15 protein-coding genes are annotated in these 20,526 nt (G+C 61.6%); 11 read left to right on the top strand and 4 right to left on the bottom strand.

Annotation, left to right across the window (positions count from 1 at the left end):
* The first annotated feature begins 359 nt into the window (after window positions 1–359).
* The 6 genes from arsC to DN745_RS04515 all read left to right on the top strand — a co-directional run bounded on the left by arsC (window position 360) and on the right by DN745_RS04515 (window position 8,075).
* Complete coding sequence (arsC, locus tag DN745_RS04540) at window positions 360–716, top strand: arsenate reductase (glutaredoxin) (RefSeq protein ID WP_111332563.1); 357 nt, start codon at window positions 360–362, stop codon at window positions 714–716.
* A 654-nt stretch (window positions 717–1,370) separates the two neighbouring features.
* On the top strand, window positions 1,371–2,069 hold the full coding sequence (locus DN745_RS04535) for a DUF2270 domain-containing protein (protein WP_111332562.1): 699 nt from the start codon (window positions 1,371–1,373) through the stop codon (window positions 2,067–2,069).
* A gap of 309 nt (window positions 2,070–2,378) precedes the next feature.
* A complete protein-coding gene (locus DN745_RS04530; protein WP_111332560.1) occupies window positions 2,379–4,193 on the top strand; it encodes a hypothetical protein in 1,815 nt (604 codons plus the stop codon).
* A gap of 230 nt (window positions 4,194–4,423) precedes the next feature.
* Window positions 4,424–6,952 carry a hypothetical protein gene (locus DN745_RS04525; protein WP_133622114.1) on the top strand — a complete coding sequence of 843 codons (2,529 nt, stop codon included), beginning with the start codon at window positions 4,424–4,426 and terminating at the stop codon, window positions 6,950–6,952.
* Window positions 6,953–7,012: 60 nt separating this feature from the next.
* Window positions 7,013–7,372, top strand: a complete 360-nt coding sequence (locus DN745_RS04520; RefSeq protein ID WP_111332557.1) for a gamma-butyrobetaine hydroxylase family protein — start codon at window positions 7,013–7,015, stop codon at window positions 7,370–7,372.
* A gap of 493 nt (window positions 7,373–7,865) precedes the next feature.
* Window positions 7,866–8,075, top strand: a complete 210-nt coding sequence (locus tag DN745_RS04515; RefSeq protein ID WP_111332555.1) for a cold-shock protein — start codon at window positions 7,866–7,868, stop codon at window positions 8,073–8,075.
* A 182-nt stretch (window positions 8,076–8,257) separates the two neighbouring features.
* Here the strand turns inward: DN745_RS04515 and DN745_RS04510 are convergent, their stop codons facing one another.
* Window positions 8,258–8,587, bottom strand: a complete 330-nt coding sequence (locus DN745_RS04510) for a hypothetical protein (protein WP_111332554.1) — start codon at window positions 8,585–8,587, stop codon at window positions 8,258–8,260.
* A gap of 141 nt (window positions 8,588–8,728) precedes the next feature.
* On the opposite strand from DN745_RS04510, the gene DN745_RS04505 reads away from it, so the two are divergent.
* The 3 genes from DN745_RS04505 to DN745_RS04495 are packed head-to-tail and all read left to right on the top strand — an operon-like array spanning window position 8,729 to window position 11,247.
* Window positions 8,729–9,514: a phosphocholine cytidylyltransferase family protein gene (locus DN745_RS04505; RefSeq protein WP_111332552.1), complete on the top strand. Its 786-nt coding sequence runs from the start codon at window positions 8,729–8,731 to the stop codon at window positions 9,512–9,514.
* A gap of 38 nt (window positions 9,515–9,552) precedes the next feature.
* Window positions 9,553–10,479: a CDP-alcohol phosphatidyltransferase family protein gene (locus DN745_RS04500; RefSeq protein ID WP_111332550.1), complete on the top strand. Its 927-nt coding sequence runs from the start codon at window positions 9,553–9,555 to the stop codon at window positions 10,477–10,479.
* A gap of 48 nt (window positions 10,480–10,527) precedes the next feature.
* Window positions 10,528–11,247: a hypothetical protein gene (locus DN745_RS04495; protein WP_111332549.1), complete on the top strand. Its 720-nt coding sequence runs from the start codon at window positions 10,528–10,530 to the stop codon at window positions 11,245–11,247.
* A gap of 142 nt (window positions 11,248–11,389) precedes the next feature.
* On the opposite strand, the gene DN745_RS04490 is transcribed toward DN745_RS04495, so the two are convergent.
* The 3 genes from DN745_RS04490 to DN745_RS04480 all read right to left on the bottom strand — a co-directional run bounded on the left by DN745_RS04490 (window position 11,390) and on the right by DN745_RS04480 (window position 17,934).
* Complete coding sequence (locus tag DN745_RS04490; protein ID WP_133622115.1) at window positions 11,390–13,639, bottom strand: amidase family protein; 2,250 nt, start codon at window positions 13,637–13,639, stop codon at window positions 11,390–11,392.
* A 71-nt stretch (window positions 13,640–13,710) separates the two neighbouring features.
* On the bottom strand, window positions 13,711–15,252 hold the full coding sequence (locus DN745_RS04485) for a PKD domain-containing protein (protein ID WP_133622116.1): 1,542 nt from the start codon (window positions 15,250–15,252) through the stop codon (window positions 13,711–13,713).
* Window positions 15,253–15,294: 42 nt separating this feature from the next.
* Window positions 15,295–17,934: an efflux RND transporter permease subunit gene (locus DN745_RS04480; RefSeq protein WP_111332544.1), complete on the bottom strand. Its 2,640-nt coding sequence runs from the start codon at window positions 17,932–17,934 to the stop codon at window positions 15,295–15,297.
* A gap of 201 nt (window positions 17,935–18,135) precedes the next feature.
* On the opposite strand from DN745_RS04480, the gene DN745_RS04475 reads away from it, so the two are divergent.
* Window positions 18,136–19,320: a glycosyltransferase family 4 protein gene (locus DN745_RS04475; RefSeq protein ID WP_162687449.1), complete on the top strand. Its 1,185-nt coding sequence runs from the start codon at window positions 18,136–18,138 to the stop codon at window positions 19,318–19,320.
* A 48-nt stretch (window positions 19,321–19,368) separates the two neighbouring features.
* Window positions 19,369–20,511 (top strand): glycosyltransferase family 4 protein, encoded by a 1,143-nt coding sequence (locus DN745_RS04470; RefSeq protein ID WP_111332540.1) that lies wholly within the window; start codon window positions 19,369–19,371, stop codon window positions 20,509–20,511.
* The last annotated feature ends 15 nt before the right edge of the window (window positions 20,512–20,526 follow it).

The following is a 20,526-nucleotide window of genomic DNA, read 5'->3' as shown; positions in this document are numbered from 1 at the left end:
TCATCGCGGCAGTTAGGCGACGCCCCTCGTGTCGCACAACTGCCATCGCTTCACAAACCAACCATGCTATTTTTCGGATTGCCGGCAGGCCGTCGTGCCCGACGCCTATCACCAGCTCCCCGCTAATATGATAGCGACGAAGACGATGACAACCCCAAAGATGAAATATATTCCAAATATCGGCGCCTGACGCGCCGGGCTCGCAACTTCTTTGCCATTGGCCACCGCTGTGAATTGACCATCGCGATCTATTGCTTATTCTTTGTGAGCCAATATCGGCTTAAGTTTTTCTGATGCTTCCAACGACCCGTCAGCAAACGCGCCTGGAAGGCTCCAAATTTTCTATCAAAGGAACGCAAATGCACATTGAAATCTGGCATTACCCACGCTGCAGCAAATCGCGAAAAACCCTCGAATTACTCCAGGAACGCGGACTTGCGTTGACCGTGCGAAAATACCGGGAAGACCCGCCGACGCCGGCCCAACTAACGCGTGTGCTCGCCCAACTCGGCATGGAGCCGCGCGAGTTGATGCGCCGCGGCGAGGACGCCTATACATTGCTTAATCTCGACGACGACACGCTCAACCGCGAAGACCTCATCGAGGCGATGTGTGAGCACCCATCACTCATCGAGCGCCCGGTCGTTCTCGCCGGCGAGAAAGCCGCCCTGGGACGCCCGCCCGAGGCGGTGCTCGCCCTATTCGAAACGGCGTAAGCCACCTCGGCGCTCGTGTCATTCGTCGAATCCTGCGCGCAATTAAGACTTCGCCGGGCCCGCCGCCTGGCGCATTCGCGCCGCGCGATGCGATGAAGCAGCCGAACGCGCCAATGCGCCTGGCGCGGGTCGAACCACTCCAGCAGCGCCTCCGCCCGGGCGCTGCCCAGCAAGGCCAGCAGGGTCAACGCGCGCTCCTGACTTGAGGTGCGCGCGTTGTCATCCTTTAGGACCTCCCCAAGCGCCGCGGCGTCGGCCGCGTGTACCTGATCGCGCAACCCATCGTGCAGCCAGTCGAATCGCTCCATGGCGGCCCGCACCCGCGACCTATCCTCAAAGGACGCCTCTTCATGGGGCGCGCTGAGGTCCCGAAACTGAGGTTGCTCGCTCTGCCGATTAATCGGTTGCATCGCCATCTCCCTGCGCAGGTTATGTTCCGGGACGCACCCTTGGTCCCCTCCCGATAGTTTTCGGCAACTTATCGTTATTTGTTGCCAAATTTCTCGATGACCGCGCCCGGAGGACCTGCCAGGGCGCTATTTCTTTCACTCCCCCTATTCGCCCTCTTCGAAAAAGTATGGGCGCGCCTAGATTGAAGGGAAGCTGAATCGTGTTCATGCAAGTCGATAGCTTGCTCCTAAACCAAGCCTAGATATGTCGGAACCGTCCACCGCCGTTATCCACTTCTACCGTGCCTCCAGCGCGCACGCCGACGTCTGGCGTCAACGCCTCGACATCACCACCAACTGGGCGATCGTCACCAACGCCGCCGTCCTCTCGTTCTCGCTGAGCAACCCGCAAACCCCTCATTTTGTGCTGCTGACGGTGCTCTTTATTGACGTGTTCTTTCTCATTATGGAGTCGCGGCGCTACCAGGTCTATAATATGTGGCATCACCGGGTGCGCGTTCTCCAGCAATATGTATTTGCCGAAGCGCTCTCGGGGCATCAATGCGAGAATAATGAGGCCATCGACGCGAACCTGACCGAACTCGCAGACCACCTCGGCGATAGCACGCCGCGCATCAGCCTGCTCAATGCGGTTGGGTTTCGCATTCGGCGAAATTATTTCTATATCTTGCTCTTCACGGTCGGCTCCTGGCTGGTCAAACTTCATATCCACCCCGAAGCGCCCGGCTCATTCCTCGAAGCCATCGCGCGCGCGCAGGCTGGCCCGTTCAGCGGGCCCATCATCTTCTCCGGCGTGATGATGCTTCTATTTTCCGCGCTGGCGCTGGCGATCTCAGCCCCCTCTGACAGCCTGGTCGACTGGACGCTCCGCCCCTCACCACTTCAACGCGCCCTCCCTCACAACTGGTTCAAGAAGCGACAAGAAGGCGGAAGCGCCGAATAACAGGTTTTCCAACTCCCGATGTCCTTCTGTCGGCCCCAAACGATCAGCCAGAGCACCGACTCGGCGGAAAATTCTATCGCCGCTGATTCGACGCCATGCGCGTTTCCCCGCTAAAAACCTACGCGAAACGCCATAACCCGACGCAAAACAAGAGAATTCCGCAAAAAACACCTCTTTTCAAAACCTCCCGAACTGTGTACTAGCTCGCCTTCCGGCCCAATCGTTGGATTTGTGATCGTTCATACTATAGTGTGCGAAAATTATATCATGAAACCTAATCCCAGTGATTCTCAAAAGGCGTCTTCGACGATGCAAAACCGAACCAAATATCTGCCGCTTTTGGCGATCCTAAGTATTCTAATCCTGCTCATCTCCGCCTGCGGCGAGGCGACGCAGTCGGAGCCCAACCTGCTCGAACAGGGCGGCGAGGTCGATGAGAACGGCAAACCCACGCTTGGAAATACCGGTTGGGTCGAACCCGCCGGCAAGTTGGATTCGACCAGCGGTCGCCGCGGACTTCCGGTCTCGGTCGATGAATCATCGACCGCGGTCTGGGAGGTCACCAACGCCTGGACCGACACCGACACCCCCGCGGCGCGCAAGGCAGGCATCGCCTGGCCCGAAAACAGCGGCCTGGATTGGGAAGAAAAATACCGCGCGTGGATCAGCTCTTTTGAGCGCATCGACAGCATTGGTTACGGCGAAACGTTTACCCTCACGACGCCCTGGGGAAAGACGCTGCCGGCGCCCGCGCTCGAATGCGCAGAGGTCCTTATCTTTTTGCGCGTCACCTTCGCCAGTTGGTACGGCCTGCCCTATTTTATGGAAGCCACCGATGGTGGAAAACGCCTTTATTTCGGGCACTTCGGCCTGCGCACCGCGGACGGACGCTGGGGCAACATGCCGAAATTCAAGACCCGCTACGCCGACTATAGCAGCCAGGCGCAGGCCTATCGCGACGGTGAGATCGAATGGCCGAGCGACCCCAAACTCGCAGGCCTGAGCATCCCCGGCTCCTTCGACGACGCCCAGCCCATGCTCGAATCGGCCGACGGCGAGACCAAACACGCCGGCGCTTATTTCGACGAGATCTATCTCAATAAGCGCGTCGGCTATTTTATGCGCCTTCAGTTGACCTATTTCGGCTCCATCAACCTGGCCGACTCCGTCAACACCTTTAACCTGGCGCCCGAGGCCGTGCAGGCCGGCGATATGCTGCTTGAGCGCTGGCAGCGCAGGGGCATCGGCCATGCCCTGGCGGTGATGCGCACCCGCGACCTGGGCACCCAGGAGGTCGCCGGCCAGGAGATGAAGCAATTGGAAGCGGAGCTCGCCAGCGGCTCGATGCCGCGCCGTCAGCCCAAATGGGACGACGCCCCGGCGAGCAAACGCTATTTCACGATGGATGAGACCGGCGGCCCGGGCTACGAAACCTTCGGTGGCGGGCTGAAGCGCTGGCGCCAGGCGACCAATATCGACGGTCGCTGGACCAACGTAGTCCCGCCAAATGACCGCGCATCCTTCATCAACTCGAATAACCATAGCGAGCTGTCTGAGCGCCCCGCGCGCTTCGAGGAGCTCCTCAGCGAGTTGGACACCGAAGCAAAGATGGACGTGGTCCTCGAGGTCATCAACTCCAAGCGCGCACACCTTCAGAGCTACCCGTCGAGCTGCGCGGCGCGCACCGGGCGCGAGGACGCCTTCCGCGATCTCTATGACCTGGGCGCCGAGATGAATATCACGCCCGAAGAGATCGACCGTCGCTACCGAAGACTGGAAGACTATGTCTTCGCAGAGCTCGTCTACTCGGCCTCCAAGACCTGTTGCTGGAACGCGTCGACCGCGGCGATGTACGACCTGATCATGGAGTATAACCTCAATCATATGGAAGACCCCGAGAGCGGCACCTGCCAGGACGTGACCGTCTTTATGGCGCGCGATGAGGGCGGCGACGGCTACGAGCGATTCCGCGCCTACGCCGAGTCGGTCGGCCAGGGCGACGCCTGGGTTGAGTGGAGCGCCGGTGAATCCTGCCCGCAGGCCGACGTGCTCGAAGACCGCGAGAACCAACACCTGTGGGAGCCCTTCTGCTCGGTCTACGACGATATCCACGACCGCCTCTGATTCTCCCAAAACCCGGGCGAGCTCGACCGAGACCGCCCGGGTTTTAGCGCAAGATTTAATTCACAAAACAGCCTTTGGGGGATACGCTGCGCGCCAGGACCTGGTTCTAGGAGCAGCAAACGATCGAAATTTCATGTCCCACTTGTAGGCAGCGCTTTCGGCTTCGGCCGGTTGAGGGCATCGCTCTGCCCGATTCGCTCCCCTGCCCCAATTGCCGCGCGTGGATCGTGGTGCGACCGGGTCGACGCCAGGCTGCCCCGCTCCCATACGACGTCGCCCCAACCCGCTCAGAGATTCGACCGAACTTCACCCCCCTCACCCATCCCGAAGCCGGCGAGGCCAGCGCGCCACCCGAGCAACCAAAGTCCTCGCCGTTTCCGCCCGCATACACCCCCGAAGGCGGGGGCTTTGGCTGGCAACGCACCGAGATTTCGACGCTCTTCGAGCTGCCGACGCCCACGCACCGCGCGGGCGTCGCGCGCTCCCTGGAGAGTCGCACCAAGAGCGTCACGTCGAGCCTGCTGACCGACTTCTCGGCCCCGGTGCTGTCGACCCCATCGGTCGCCGTTGCGCCGAGCGCCGAGCGCCCCAGGCGCGTCTTCAAAAACATCACAGATGTTGGCGAGAGTTCGCTCTTCGATAGCCCGCTGCCTCCGGGACCACCCGCCGGACCGACCGCTCAGTCCAGCGGCCGCGACGAAGCGCCCGCGTCCTCGCCCGATTCCTCCGCCGACTCATTGCGCGCGCGCCTTCGCCATAAATTGGCCGAAGAGCGCTCGCAAAGCGAGACTACGATCGAGACGCAGGAGGAAGCGCCGGCCCCGCTGGATGAGTACCTCCCCATCCTCACCGAAGACTTGGCCGCCGCGCTTACCCAGGACGCGCAAGAGCAATCGCACTCGGACGCGACCATTGCGCCAAGGGCGGACACCGAAGTTGAACCTAGCGCGGCTCCCGCACCCAACTCGGCACCCGCATCGGAATCCAAGCCCGAGACCCCTGCGCCACTGAAAGCGGCAACACAACAGGAGTTCGCCGAGAGCGACCACGAAGGCCCATGGGAGCTGCGGGTCGAAGCGCTGCGCTATGACCCGGTCGACAAGCCCGGCCTCGCGATGATGCTCAAGAGCGGTGTCTGGGCGGATGCCCTCGAATTACTCACCGCGTCGGGGCATTGGATTCCTCTGAGCCGCCACCCAATCTACCCCGAGGTGCGCCAAATCCTCTTGCAGCAAACCCAGGAGGTGGTCGCCCAGGTCATCACAGGCGAATGGGCGCGCGAGCCCGAGACGCCGCCCCGCGAAGCACTGGAAGCAGCGCGCACAGTCGAAGCACCGCGCACACCCGAGCAGCCCGCGCCCAAAGCCGCAGCGCCCCAGGAGGTTGCGCCCACCGCGCGACAAGCCCGCGCATGGATGCCCAGCCCGATCTGGCTCTTCATCGCCATCCTCACCGGCATCGCCTTCGGGTTGCTCGCCCTGGCGATCTTCCAGCCGGGCCTGCTGCGCGCCAATAACAACACCCCACCGGCCCCGGCGTCGAAGCCCGCGCCCGAGACGCGCCCCACCCTCGCGACTCCAGCGCCCACCGAGTCCGACGATATGAGCGCCGAGATCGCGATGGCGCGCGCCCGCGCCGAGGTCTCGCGCGCACACGGCGCGATTCAGTTTTCGCAAGGTCTCATCGCCGCCGAGCGCCCGAAGATGGCCCGCGAGGTCGTGCTCAAGGCGATGCTCGCCAACGGCGTGCGCCCCGAGCTTAAAGAGGCGTTCAACCAGGCGATTGCCGCGGACCCGGCGCTGCATGCCGCGCCCCTCACCCTCGCGGTCAACGAGCCGGTCCAAAAGATTTCGCCCCTCGGCGGCGGGCGATCGATCTCCTTTAAGGTCACCCACCCCGGCAATCGAAAGTCATCCTTTAAGCCCGCGCAGGATGAGTGGGGCCAGGGATGGCGCGGGGAGCTCGCGGCCTACCATTTTTGCGAAGTCGTCCCCTGTCATTTCGAAGCGCCCCGAAACCGCGCCGCGCGCATCAGCCGCGCCCATTTCGAGGCCTATTATACCGCCGGCAAGGGCGATTGGCGGGCGAGCTATACCGACCGATTCGACGCGATTCACTGGGTCCGCGAGGCCGGCCCCGACGGCGTCGTGCGCGATTATATGTACGGCACCCTGGAGGATTGGGTGCCGCATTTCGTCGAGTGGCCCATCGAATATACCGAGGTCTACGAAGACCTGCTCGATATTCGCTTTCACCCCGATGACCTCAAAATCCCCTATGCCGAGTTGCTCGCTCCCTTCGAAACCCTGGGTGAAGGCCGCTTCCACGCGACCTTGCTCGCCGACCAAGGCGAGGCGAGCACCCGCGATATCGCGCGCCAGATCTCATCGCTGCTTGTCTTTGATTTCCTCACCCAGAATTGGGACCGCTTCAGCAGCACCGAAAAATATTACGGCGTAAATAACCAATTCGGCAGTGGCATCTTTATCTCCATCGATAACGGCGCCGCGTTCACCGACGAAGACATGAGCATCACGGTGACCCCGCGTTTTGAGTTGACGTCGCGCTTTAGCCACAGCATGGTCACGGCGATTCGCGCGCTGGACCCAGCGGTCGTCAACGAGGTTCTCTTCCCCAACGCGAACCTTAACGCCCGCCGGCGCCTGCAACTATTCTGGCGCCAACGCGACGCCATGCTCAAACGCGTCGACGCCCTGGTCGAAAAATACGGCCCGGAGCGCGTCTACGAGTTCGACTAATCTACCCGAGCGACCCGTCGCCCCCGCGCCGGTCGCCCTTTTCGATACGAGGATTTTGCGATGAGTTATTATCCGCACCCCACCGAATTCAATTATATTCAGGATAAAGATATCCTGCGCATCAAATTCAGCGATGATAAGACCTTCGACTATGATTTGATGATGCTGCGCGGCTATTGCCCCTGCGCACATTGCCAGGGGCACGGCAGTCGGCCGATGAAGTGGAACCCGCCCGGATTCCACCGACAGATCGTCGTCAGCGACATCACCCAGGTCGGCAATTACGCCGCCTGCATCGCCTGGGGCGATGGGCACAATACCGGCGTGTACTCCTTCGAATATCTGCGCGAGCTCATCGATCATCCCGAGGAGATCCTCGAGAATTACGAGCCCCATCCGAAAAAACCCTGGGAAAAATAATCGCCAAACCGGCGCTTGCGGCCTCCCTATTCGAGGGAGGATCGCCCCGAATCATGCCTCAAAACACCCGAAAAACGCCCTGGAAGCCCTGCAATGGGCGTTTTCTCCCCAGCTCCGGCCCCACAAAATTTATTCTCGCCCCAAAGCCCTTTGGCCTTTGCTTTATCATCCCACCCCTGTTAGAGCTTGGCGTGTCGAAGGGTTTTGAACGGATGATTGAAATCCCCTAACCCTTCTGCATATCTCGAAGAAAGCCCGATTATAGCACCTGCTTTCCGGTTTTTTCACGCAGCGCCCAGAGTTCTTGGAATGCAACACTTCCCTGGTTTTGGCTTGGCATGAATGAGATTGGTCGGTTCGGACTTGAACTGGCGTATCCAAGAGAAGTGAATGTCCGATGGTTCGGACATTTGAAATTTGCACTCCGAGGTCAAGGCCTTCGCGCCTAACTCCGGGGATTAATGTACAGCAGCATCAGTGGAAGAGGAACAGCATGTCGAAAATTCAAGGTAAAGTGAAGTGGTTCAACGAAGACAAAGGCTACGGCTTCATCGAGCGTAATGATGGAGGCGAGGACGTGTTCTTGCACTTCAACGCCCTTGCTCAGGACGGATTCAAAACCATCGCCGAAGACGCCGCCGTCGAATTTGACGTCGAGCAGGGACCGAAAGGCCCCAAGGCTGCAAACGTGGTTCAGGTCTGATCCATATATTGCATCGCGCACCGAAGACCTAGGCGGCTGGTCCGCTGAAAGTCTACGGTGACAGAAAAAGCCCCGACCGCCCTTAGGCGCTCGGGGCTTTTTCGTGCCCGTCATCAATGCCCCGATGCCCAAAGCGCGCAGCGCATGGCTGCACTCGCCGCCCCCCAGACGACGCGGGGCGTTTAGATAATCGCGGGCAACACGACCCAGACAATCAAGGCGCCCAGCAGGTAGATTAAGCGCACCCCGGTCAGCCATTTATGGATGCGCTGTAATTGCTCGGCCGAGGTCGGGTCGGCGCCCGCCCCCTCACTGCGCTGCATGCGGCGCGTGCTGCGCGGCAGGATCAACACCGCCCCGATCAGCAGCCCGCCGATGATGAGCGACGGCGGCTCCGTGGTGCGGGTCAACGTCTCCATCACGCTGCTGATGAGAAACGCGCAGTAGAGACTGACGCTGACGATTAGCCGGCCATAAAAGAGTCGTTTTTGCTTCAAATCATTCTGCATCATCGCGCTCGTTAAAGGGAAATACACACGCCCGAGCGAGCAACTTAGGCGCGCTTTCCGGGCAATACAAGGGGCTGCCATCTCAATCGTTAATATGCTAAGGAAGGTGCGTTGTTGGCGGATTTCTCTTCCCGAGGATCGATTATGTCTGAGCAAGCAAAAATTCACGATGCGATTCTATTAGTCGCGGGCGTCGGCGCCCGCCTCAGGCCGCTGACCGACACGCAGCCCAAATGCCTGATCGAGATCAACGGAGTACCGCTGCTGATTCGTCTGCTGCGCCAACTCCATGAGCAGGGCATCCAGCATGTCGCGCTGGCCACCGGCTATCTTGAGGCCAAGATTCGCTCCTGCGTGGCCGGCCACTCCAACCTGCCGGAAGTCAGCTTCTGCCCGAACCCGAATTACTCCGAGACCAATAACGCCGCCTCGCTTTTAGGCGCGCTGCCGGCGGTCGCCGGGCGCCCGTTTATCCTCTGCGATGGCGATATCCTGGTGCGCAAATCCGGCTGGCTCAAGGATCTGCTCGCCGACTCGCGCGGCAATATTCTCGCGATGATTTCCCCCGAAGAAATGGGCGCCGAAGAGATGAAGATCGAGCTCGGCGAGGATGACCGTGTCAGCGCGCTGAGCAAGGGGCTCGACCCAGCCAAGAGCGCAGGCGAATCCGTGGGCGTCCAGATTATCTCGGCGGACTTCTATGACGTCCTTCGCGAGCGCCTTGAAGCGATGAGCGAGGACGAGCGGGCGAACTCCTATTATGAGGATATGTTCGCCGACATCATGGGCGACGCGCACCCCTTCTACGCCCACGAAATCCCGGTCAGCAGCTGGACCGAGATCGACACCCTCGAAGACCTCGAAGTCGCTCGCCAACTCTACGCGAGCTGGCAGGATACCCCCGAAGACTCGACTCCCACCAACAACTAGAGCGGCCCAGGCTATGGGCCCATCGCGACACGAGCGCCATGAGCTTTCGAACACGTTACCGCGACGCCCTCGCCTTCAAAGACTACGACGTTGAGGAGAGCGTTGACCGCCGATTCCACCGCCCCTTGGCGGCGGCGGTCACCGCCCTCGCGCTGTCGACCCCCGTCACGCCCAACCAGATTACGGTCTCGAGCCTGACCGCCGGCTGGATTGGCTCCTTTTGCCTCTATCAGTCGTTCTTCGGCACGCTCTTTGACGAAGTCGCGCTCGGCCCCATCCCGGTCGACTCACTGCTGCTCGTGCTCGCCGGCTTCTTCCTCTTCGCCTCGGTCATCCTCGACTGCGCCGACGGCCAACTCGCCCGCGCGCGCGGCGGCGGCTCGCGCGTCGGGCGCATCCTCGACGGCGTAGTCGACGCCCTGGTCTTGTTGCCCGCCTATGTGTTGATCGGCCTGGGAATTTTGGAACATTTTGGCAGCATCTGGTTCGGCGTCGCCGTGGTCGCAGGCATCACGACCTGGATTCGAACCATCGTCTACGACAACGTCAAAGTCCAATTTCAAGCGCTCACCTCCACCACGGCCGACGCATCGTCGGGGGTTGAGACCCGCGATGAGGTCCTCAAAGATTTGGATCAAGCCCGCGAATCTGGCAGTATGCTCGAGCGATTTCTGCTGCGGGTCTATCTGGGCTTTTTGACGGTAAAAGACCGTCTGGCCGGCGACCCGAGCGCCCTGGAGCCCAAACTTCCCACCGAGGAAGAAGCCGCGGCCTACCGGCGCAAATATCGCGGTACGATGCGCCAGGCCGCGCTACTGGGCCTGGGCACGCATATGCTTTTTGTCTATACCTCGGTCGCGCTGGCCGCCATCGACCTGCGCGCTCTCTTGGTCGCCCAGGCGATTTTAGCCTTCGCATTTACGCCGCTGCTTATTGTCGTACTGATTCGCTCACGAACGATGTAGGCGTGAGCGCGCTTTGATTTCCAATTCTTCTTTGAGAGAGCCCCGAGCATGACGTCCTTGCGCAGTAAAACGCTTATCAGATTCATCACCATCATCGCCTGCGCCACGCTCGTCGGTTGCGCAGCAGACGGCGCAGTGGCCGACTCGGTCAATGCGGATGCAGGCGTTGACGCGACCGCTCAAGACACCGAATCGACCGAGGACACGACCGCCCCCAGGGACACCTCAAACCTGCCGGACACGCAGACCCCGGACGCCCACACGCCAGATACAACCTCACCCGTCCCCGACGCCGGCGACACCGCCACGGAGCCGGACTCGACCTCCGAGCCCGATATCACGACCGAACCCGACACCTCACAGGAGCCCACGGGGGCGACGTGCGCGGAGGCCGTCGACGTCACCGGCGGCGCGGTGCTCACCGGACGCTCAACCGCAGGCGCTGGCAATAATTATAACGCGACTGGCGACAACTGCCCGTACGCGCGCCAGTCCGGAGGCGACGAGGTGTTTGTGCTCGCCCCGCAGAGTGACACGACCTATGAGATACTCGTCACGCCCATCGGAACCGGCTATCTGCCGATCGTCTACGTTCGCGCCGACTGCAACGTCGATGCGTGCACCGAGGGCAGCAAATTTCGGGAGAGCAATAACGCGGTCCGCCTGACAAACGTCCTGGTCCCCGGCGGCGAGAGCCATTTCCTGATCGTCGATGGCGATGTCACGGGAACCGACGGCGACTATCGCCTCGAAATCACGGTCCAATAAGCCTGAGCCAAATCGGCGCATCCTCGCAGCAGGATGACCCGACACGCATATAATAAATCCGCGAAGTCGCCCATGTGGGCGCTCGCGGATTTATTGCGTTTTGGGGACCACTCGGACTACCGCCAAGCGTCTTATCTGGGCGCTATTCGGCGGGACCAAGAAGATGAACGGCGCCCGCCTCCTGCAAGACTTCCCGAGCGATCTGGCGGAAGCGCTCCGGGTAGAGGTCGAATTTATTCTGCCCGGCGAGCACCTGCTCAAATGCGGCTTCGGCCAGGGCGAGGCGCAGGTCATTGGCCGCCTGCAGGTCGAGCCGCGGGACATCTTCCGGTTCACTCGCCGCGTGCAGCTGCGGCGGGCGGCGCCAACCCGTTCCCTGCTCAAAGGCATACACCATCTCGATGAGGCTGGGCTCGTCGAACTCGCGCCCCATGATCATCATCCCAATCGGCAGCTTCACCCGGCCGGTGGATTCCCCAACGGGGACCACGACCGCCGGCAGTCCCGAGGCGGATGTCGCCAGGCAATTTGGCTGCGCTGCAAAGCGATGCGCGGCGCCGGTGGCGTCGGCCGGGTAGACCAACGCGTCGAGGTCCAAAAGGTCCATCACATGCGTGACATGCGCCCGGTTGAAGGCGTAGGCGTTGCGCCCCTTATCGAGCGACCCGTTCGGATAGGCGTACCCAGACTCATTGCGCTCCATACACGCCTCCACGCTCGAATAGGTCGATTTGGAGAAGCGCTCCTCCTCACAGATTTGAGCGAAATTCTTCACCGGAGAGTCGACGCCCTTTAGGTACGCGTCGACATGAACGACAAACCCCGCGCCGTAGCGAGACGGCAAGAATTCCGGGAGCCGCACATTTTCGACAACCTCCGCGCCGAGCCGGCGCATATCCTCAATTGCCCTGGTCCAGGTTCGGTGGGTCGCGGCGTCGCCGCCCTCAAACGGATCCCGGTACCAGTCGTCGGTCTCGGCTGAGAGTCGACGTAAGATGCCGATCCGACGCCCGCGCAGCCCGTTCGGGTTGAGATGATCGGTATAGGAATCCGGTCGCGCCCAGCGCGGATGATTCTGACGAGCATCACCAGGATTCGCGGCCGCCATCGCATCGAGCAACACCGCCATATCTCGCACACTTCGGGCGAGCGGCCCGGCGACCACGTCCAGCGGGTTGCTGGGGAAGATGCCGTCAACGCTCACCAATTCGTGGGTGGAGCGCATCGTCACCAGGCCGTGATAGGCCGCCGGGATCGACAGCGAGCCGCAATTATCGGTGCCCGTTGCCCCGACCAAAAAACCCGCCGCGACCGCCGCCCCGCTGCCTGCGCTCGAGCCGCCCGAGTTCGTCGCGGTGTTGTAGGCATTGCCCGTCTTCCCGTGGCGCCCACCGATGCCGTGGACCCCGCCGGCGAACTCGTCCATTCCGGTGGTGCCGACGAGCAACGCGCCTCGCTCACGCATCTGGGCCAGCGCAAAACCGTCGTCTGGAGCGCGCGTTCCGACCAGCGCAAGCGACCCGTTCGTGGTGGTGGTGTCGCTGGAGTCAAAGTTCGTCTTCACCCCAATCGGCACGCAATGAAGCGGGCCCACCAGCGAATTTGTCTCGGCGAATTGGGCGTCGAGCGCGCGCGCTTGCTCACGCACGCTCTCGTTAAACATCACAAAGGCGTTGATCGGCGCGCCCTCGCTGACGTCGAGGTCATACCGCGCGATCCGTTGCAGATGCGCGTCGACGATCGCTTCGCAGGTCATCTTCTTGGCGAGAATCGTGCGATGAATGTCCGCGATGCTCGCCTCTTCGGGGTCAAAAACACGCTGCGCGGTTGGGATGCAGGCATCGCCTATCCCATCCCCGCTGCGGTCCGCCTGGCCAGCATTTGGCACCGGGATGCAATTGTCGCAGGCGTCCCCCACCCCGTCGCCATCGGTGTCGATCTGGTCGGGATTCGCGACGCTCGGACAATTATCAAAGCAATCCGCGATCCCGTCGCCGTCGCTATCGCGCAGGTCTTCGCCGTCCGGGCAGCGCTCGCACACATCGCCCACACCATCACGATCGCTATCTCTCTGGTCCGGATTATAGATATCCGGGCAGTTGTCGATCTCGTTATCAATCCCATCGCCGTCGCGGTCATCATCGCAGCGGTCACCGACCCCATCGAAATCACCGTCGGCCTGGTCGGTATTGGCAATATAGGGACAATTATCGCAATCGTCCGGCGCGCCATCGCCGTCGGTATCAAGGTCGTCCGGCCCCGCCGAGCCAGCGCATTGCTGATTCGGGCTCACCGGCTCGTCGATGGGAGCGTCCGAGCAGCCCACCACCAACAAGGCGCAGCTCGCCACCACAAAGAACGCTCTGCCCAATAAATACCGCGTCGCCATCATCAAAATATACCCTTCAGAGAAACAACGCGCGCCCCTGGGGCGCGCGTCGCATTCATAGCCCTCACAACGGATCAATCACAGCCTTCGCTCGGCGCATCGGCAAAGCCGGTGATGAAATCCTTGCTTCGGACATTAAAATAGTCGGCTGCCGCAAAGGGGGCGGCGCCGTCATAGAGGTCGAAGTTGCAGCGCAAAAATGTCTTGTCCTTCCAGATGGTATCGGCAGGCTGCATCGCGGTCTGGCCGAAGGCGTCGATGACCAGGTCGACGCCGGTAAATGCCTCGTTTCCGTCGGTATTCTCGTAGATGAGAAAACGATCATCGCCGTTTAGATTGGCCAGATAAGTGCCCTGGGAGCGGTCGCAATCGTCGGCGACAAAGCCGGGCAAGCTCACGCGCCCCTCACAGATCGTGAGCACCTCGCCCGCGCCGAGCATGTCGGTGCCGTCGGGGTGGGTAGAGATGGTGCGCGTGATCGCCGCGTCATAGCTGCAACTTGTCACCTCATCGTTGGCGAAGATGCAGAAGCGCACCCGCGTCAGGTCGACCGGGGCCGAGCCAAAGTTATACAGCGAGACCGCCTTATTCTGGCTGGAGCCCTGCAGATAGCCCGAGATCATCAGCGTCACGTCGCTCGGGAGTCGCTCAATCTCAATCGAAACGGTGTCGGTGGACAGGTTCTCCTCGGCGTCGCGCACCTCCAGGCGCAGCACGTAGGTGCCCTCGGCGTCGGGCAAAAACCAGGCGTCGGGGCTGGAGGGGCGGTTGATCGCGATGACCCCGCTATTCTCGGGCTGACTCTGGAAGGTCCAGAAATAACGCAGGTCTGCGTCAGACCCGTTCGGGTTGCTCGAGCCGCTGCCGTCGAGGTTCACCGGCGTGCCCACCGCGCCCTGCTGGTCAGCGCCCGCATCGGCGATGGGGGCGAACTCGTTGATCTCTTCGACGGCGCTAATGACGACCTGCGCCGGCGCGCTGGTATAGGTCCCGTTCGAGACCTTCAGTGACACATGATAGTCGCCGACCTTATCTGGCGTGAACCTCGCCTGCACCGACGTCGCGTCGCTGAGCGCCGCGCTGCTGCCGCTTGGCGAGCTGCTGAGCGTCCAGGCGTAGGTCAGCGCTGCGCCCTCGGGGTCGGTCGAGTCGCTGCCATCAAGCAGCACCTCAGCGCCCAGCTCGACGGTGCGGTCGGCGCCGGTCTTTGCGACCGGCGCGCCCTCTTCGACGACGCCCGAGGATGCCTCAATCGTGACGCTCTCGGGGTCGGTGCGAAACTCCCCATCGCTCACGCTCAGGCTCACGGTATAAGAGCCGGCCACGTCGGCGACAAAGGTGACGGTCTCGGTGCGCAGGTCGTCGAATTGAACCGCGCTCCCCTCCGGCGCGCTCAGCTCCCAATAAAAACGCAGCGGGTCCCCGTCGGGGTCCGAACTCTCGGACCCATCAATCGTGACCGATTCGCCCTGCACGGTGGCAAGGCTGCTCGCCGAAATGCGGACCGTGGGTTCTTGATTTCGCTCCTCACCACACCCGACCAGCGCAGCACTCGCCGCAAGACAAGCACCTAAAAACACCAAAGAGCCAGCGCGATAAAATTCGGAACGACGCATCTTAAAACCTGCGTGCATAAGTATATTATTTAAAGGCGCGGGTCAGTCCTGCGCAAGCCAATGAATATCATATTTCTCGGCCAACCATAAGATCGCCGGCAAGACGAGCATCGTGCCCAATAGGGTCATGCTCAGCCCAATGATGGCCAAATACCCCATGGACTTCAACCCGCCGTAGTCGGTCACCGCCAGTCCCATAAAGCCAATCGCCGAGGTAATGGTGGTCATCACCAACGCCCCGCCCAGCGATTTCATCACAGCCCCCACCGAACCACGCCCCTGCGCCCGATAATGCGCGTAGAAATGCACCCCGTCGTCGACCCCGGCGCCGATGAGCACCGGGATGATGATGACGTTAAAGAAGTCGAGGTTCAGCCCGATAAACCCGGCCACGCCCAACATCCAGAACATCCCGATGAGCACCGGCAAGAGCGCGTAGAGCGCGCGCAGCGGATTGCCAAAGCCCCACATCAACACCAGCAGCGTCATCAGCAGCGCGATGCTCATCATGCGCAGGCCGTCGGTCTTAATCTGGTCGAGCATCGCGATATAAATATAGGACTGGCTGCCGACCCTAAAGTCGACCTGGGTGGCCTCTTTAACGTCCTCCATTTGCCCCAAAAATCGCCGCGCCTGCTCGCCCTTCATGCTGTCGATGGACTCGTTGACGTAGATCAAATACCCGAAGGCGAACTCCTCGCCGGGGTCCGGCGCCTTGGCCTGGTCGCCGGCTTCTTTGAAGAGGCGCTTGGTCCAATCAGGCAGGTCGTGGGCGGTGAAGGGTTTGACGTCGAGGCTGTCGCGCATCTCATCAATGCGCTTTCGCTCGTCGGCCTTCAAAAACGAGATATCGTCATCCTCGAGCAGCTCGCGAATCGCGTTAATTTCGACCATTCGCTCCTCTTGTTCGGCGATGGTCCCGGGCACAAAGGAGTAGATCGCCGAGACCGAGCGCACCGCGTCGAGCTCGCCATTAGCGTGCTGCTCGGCCATATATTCGTAGACTTCGCGGGCCTGGTCCTCTTCGTCAAAGAGCAAAAGCGTCGGCGTCGAGGAGCGCATGCCGCTGGTCGCGCTGGTGTATTTATCGCCCACGCTCTTCTGCTCACGCGGCGCGATATAGGTCTCGGGGTCGACCGCCTCGCGCACCGCGCGGGCGCGGCGCTCGGTGAGGCGAGCCTGGCGCTTGGCCAGTTTCTCGGCCTGCTTTGTCGCAGCCTCCCGCTCACTTTCGCCCTGCCAGGGCAGCTGCATCTTGCCGATAACACGGAAGTTCTCCTCAAATTCGACATTCTGCAATTGGTACCCGGCGAAGACGCTTATCAGCAGCGCGATCCCCAAAAACACCGGCGCCAGCGGCTTCGCCCGCACCTCGTCAACCCAATACGCAGGTGACAGCATCGACGCCGCCTCATCTTTTTCGCCCAGAGGCGGGTCGTAGGGAAGGATGCGATGCACCGTCAAGATCATCGCCGGCAGCACCACCAGCATCGCGATGAGCGTGCAGACAATACCGATGCTCGCGACCTGACCGAATTGGCTCAGCCCGCGAAATTGCGCAAACGCCAGCACCACGAAGGTGACCATCGTCGACACGCCGCCGATGACGGTCGCCCGCCCGGTGGTCCCGAAACACTCGACCAGCGCGTCCACGGGCTCAAAGCCCTTGCGCCGATAGATATCGTATTCGTTGAGAAAATGGATGCTATAGTCAATCCCCAGCCCGAGCAGCACCGCGAAGATAAACGTCGCCACCGTCGTCAGCTCCCCGAAGAACCAGAAGCTAAACGCCAGCGTCCACGCCACGCCCATGATGAGCGGGGCGAGCACGAAGAAGACCGCGCGCACCCGGCGGAAATACAGGCCGATGACCAGGAAGAGCCCGATAATCGTCGACCAGGCCGAGGTCTTAATATCATCGACGATCGAGCTATACTCAGCCTGACGGTTGATCAGCCCACCGCCGTACTCGAGCTTCATCTCGGGGTGATATTTGGCCGGCTCAAGGTCGGCGCCCACCTGCTGCACCCGCGCGATGAGCTGCTCAGTGGAGGCCAGGTCGGTCGAAGACTCGACGAAACGCACCACGATGGTGAGCGAATAGCCGTCGTCGCTGATCAAATATTCTTTATAGGAGTTCTGGGATAGGTTGGAATATTTCTCCTCTAACTCGCTGGTATTGAGCAGCGCGTCGTCTTCCTCATCGTCGTCAAAACCCAGCGACACGAAGAGCGGATTGGCCTTGCGCTTGGCATCCTTAATCTTGTCGGCGATGCGCTCGCGCAGCCCACTCAGGTCCTCTTTGTCGAGGTAGAGGAGTTTATTCTTCTCGAAAAAACTCTTGTCATTATGATAATGCGCCAGCGCCACGTCGGGCAGCTCGCGCAGGGTGTTGGCGTAGACTTCGGCGAAGCGCTTATTGGCCTCGGTGTCGGGGGAGTCGACGACGACAAAGAGCGCCGAGCCACTGCCAACCCGCCCGCCGACCTCATCCATCGCCTGGTAGGCGGCCGAGGTGGTCGGCAATAGCGCCTTAAAATCACTATTAATATTGGCCTGCGTCGCGATCACCCAGACCGAGAGCACGCTCAAAAGAATACTAATCGCCGAAACAGCCCAATAATGGGGCGCGATGACGCGACCGATAAAGAAGGCGATAAAGCGCTTCATAAAAGATGTCATAATTAAATCTCTGGGCTTGCACAGCCAGTTAACCCGACTAATATACGCTCGCCGAGGCCTCCCGGCGCGGCTGCATGTCTATACTACGTTTCGCTGACGGACTCGAATGCGATTCTAGGTCGCCGCCATCTCTTTATGCTTTTTGGCGAATCCGCTCAATCCCAACTCGTGCTCCCTCATCCTAGTCCCCCGGTGACCGATTTGTCCCGCAACCCATCCACGCCCGTCGAAATCACCCATACCAACGCCTGCGTGATGCTCGACGCGCGCTATATCAGCGATGAGCCCAGCGGCATCGGCCGCTATACCCACCACCTCATCGAGCAGCTCCTCGCCCAGGACACCGGGCTTCGGCTCAAGCTCATCACGCACCCGACGCGCCCGAAGCCCTTCGACGACCCGCGGGTGACCTGCCAGACCTACCCGGCCGCGCCCAACTCGCTGCGCACCCGCTTTGTGATGCCGCGCATCCTCGAGAAAGAAGGCGCCTTCAAGGGGGTCGACCTCTTCCATTCGCCCTTTAATATCCTGCCGGCGGACCTTCCGGTGCCGAGCGTCTTCACGCTGCATGATATTATGTGGCTGCTGGACAAAAACTATTGCACCGACAGCGCCTGGCGAAAGGTCGTCACCGGCACCTTTTACGAGCAATTGATCCCGCGCTCGGCCGCGCAGGCCGACCATATTTTGACGGTCTCGGAGACCTCGCGCCAGGCCATCGAAGATTATTTCCCCGCGATGCGCGGGCGCGTCGACGTCACCTATAATGGGATCGACGCGGCCTTTCATCCGATGCCCCCCGAGGAGGGCTGGCCGCGGTTGTCGAAGTGGCTGGCGCCCAAGAGCCGCTTTGTTCTGGTGGTCGGCCAGGGCACGCCCTATAAGAATCACGCCGGCGCGCTGGCCGGGTTTATCGAGGCGTTTCGCCACGACCCGGACGTCTATTTCGTCCTGGTCCGCCGCCTCACCCGCGGCCCCGCCTCGCGCCTGCACCAATTGATGGCCGACCCGGACGTCGCCTCGCGCATCATCACTCTTGAGCATATCAGCCTCGACGAATTACACGCGCTCTATAGCATGGCGCATGCCTTCTTGTTTCCGTCTATCTACGAGGGGTTTGGCCTGCCGGCGCTCGAGGCGATGGCCTGCGGCACGCCGGTGGTGACCTCGAATCGCGGCGCCCCCAACGAGGTCGCCGGCCCCGGCGCGCTCACCGTCGACCCGGAGTCACCGGCCGAAATCGCCCGGGCGCTGCGCCTTCTTTTCGACGACACGGCCGCCTGGGAGGAGCAGCGAAGCCGCGGCCTCAAGCACGCCGCCAACTTCACATGGCAAGCCTGCGGCCGCGCCACGCTCGACGTCTACCGTCAACTTCTTAAACAATAGTTTTCGCTCTTTATTCAAACTCATCGCTCCCCCGCCCCCGACCGAATTATGGCGCGCATCTATCTCGACGCCCGAAATATCACCGCCCAGCCCGCCGGCGTCGCCCGCTACGCGCTCAGCCTCATCCCCGAGCTGCTGCGCCAGGCGCCCGAGCACGAATTCGTCGTCATCCGCCACACCTCAAACCGCACCCCCATCGACGTCCCCGGCTTCGCGCTGCGCGAGGTCTTTGTCGACCCGGCGATCGACAGCCTGGAGAACTTCGCCTGCGGCGCGCATACCCTGCGAAAGGTCTTTAAAGAGGTCGGCGCGCCCGATATCTATCATAACCTCTTTCATATCTCGCCGTTTGCCATCCGCCGCGCCGCGCCCGGAGCGAAGGTCGTCGTCACCCTCCACGACCTGGTCTGGATCGACCACCCCCACCAATCCCAGCCCACCTGGCTAAAGGCCGAGACCATCCGGGCATTCGCCTCGCTGGCGATTCCGCACAGCCTGAAATCCGCCGACCACGTCATCTGCATCTCCGAGCCCACCGCCCAGCGCGCCACCCCCTGGCTGCGCCCCGACCAGTTCAGCCTCATCTCCCACGGGGTCTCCGACGACTTTCAAACCCCGGCCGCGCCGCCCGAGCACCAAAAGCTCGGCCTGCCCAGCGCCGACACCCCGTATATCGTCGCCATCGGCAACGCCAAGCCCTATAAAAACCTCGACCGCCTCATCGACGCCTTCGCCCGGGTGCGCCCCACCCTGGACCAGGGCCACCTGGTCCTCATCGGCAACTGCGCCGACCTGGCGCCACAGGTTCGGGATTCCGAGGTCGCCCAGCATATCACCCTGGCCGGCATCCTCAGCGACGCCGAGCTGCGAAGCACCTTGGGGCACGCCCGCCTCTTCGTCTTTCCCTCGCTCGTCGAGGGCTTCGGCCTCCCCATCCTGGAAGCCATGGCCATGGGCATCCCGACGCTGGTCAGCGACCTGGAGCCCATGCGCAGCATCGCCCAACGCGCCGCGATATTATTTAACCCGAATCATACCGGGGACCTGGCGCGCGCGATGCGCCGGGTGCTCGAAGACTCGAAACTTCGCGAGCGCCTGATCGAAGACGGCTATGCGCGGGCGGCGCAGTTTAACTGGCCGAAGACGGCGGCGAAGACGTTGGGCGTCTACACCCAGGTGCTGGGCGAATGAGCCGCGTTGACGCAA

This window comes from Bradymonas sediminis, assembly GCF_003258315.1.
Lineage (GTDB): Bacteria > Myxococcota_A > Bradymonadia > Bradymonadales > Bradymonadaceae > Bradymonas > Bradymonas sediminis.
Note: the sequence above shows the minus strand (reverse complement) of the source record. Positions and strands in the feature narration are given on the sequence as shown.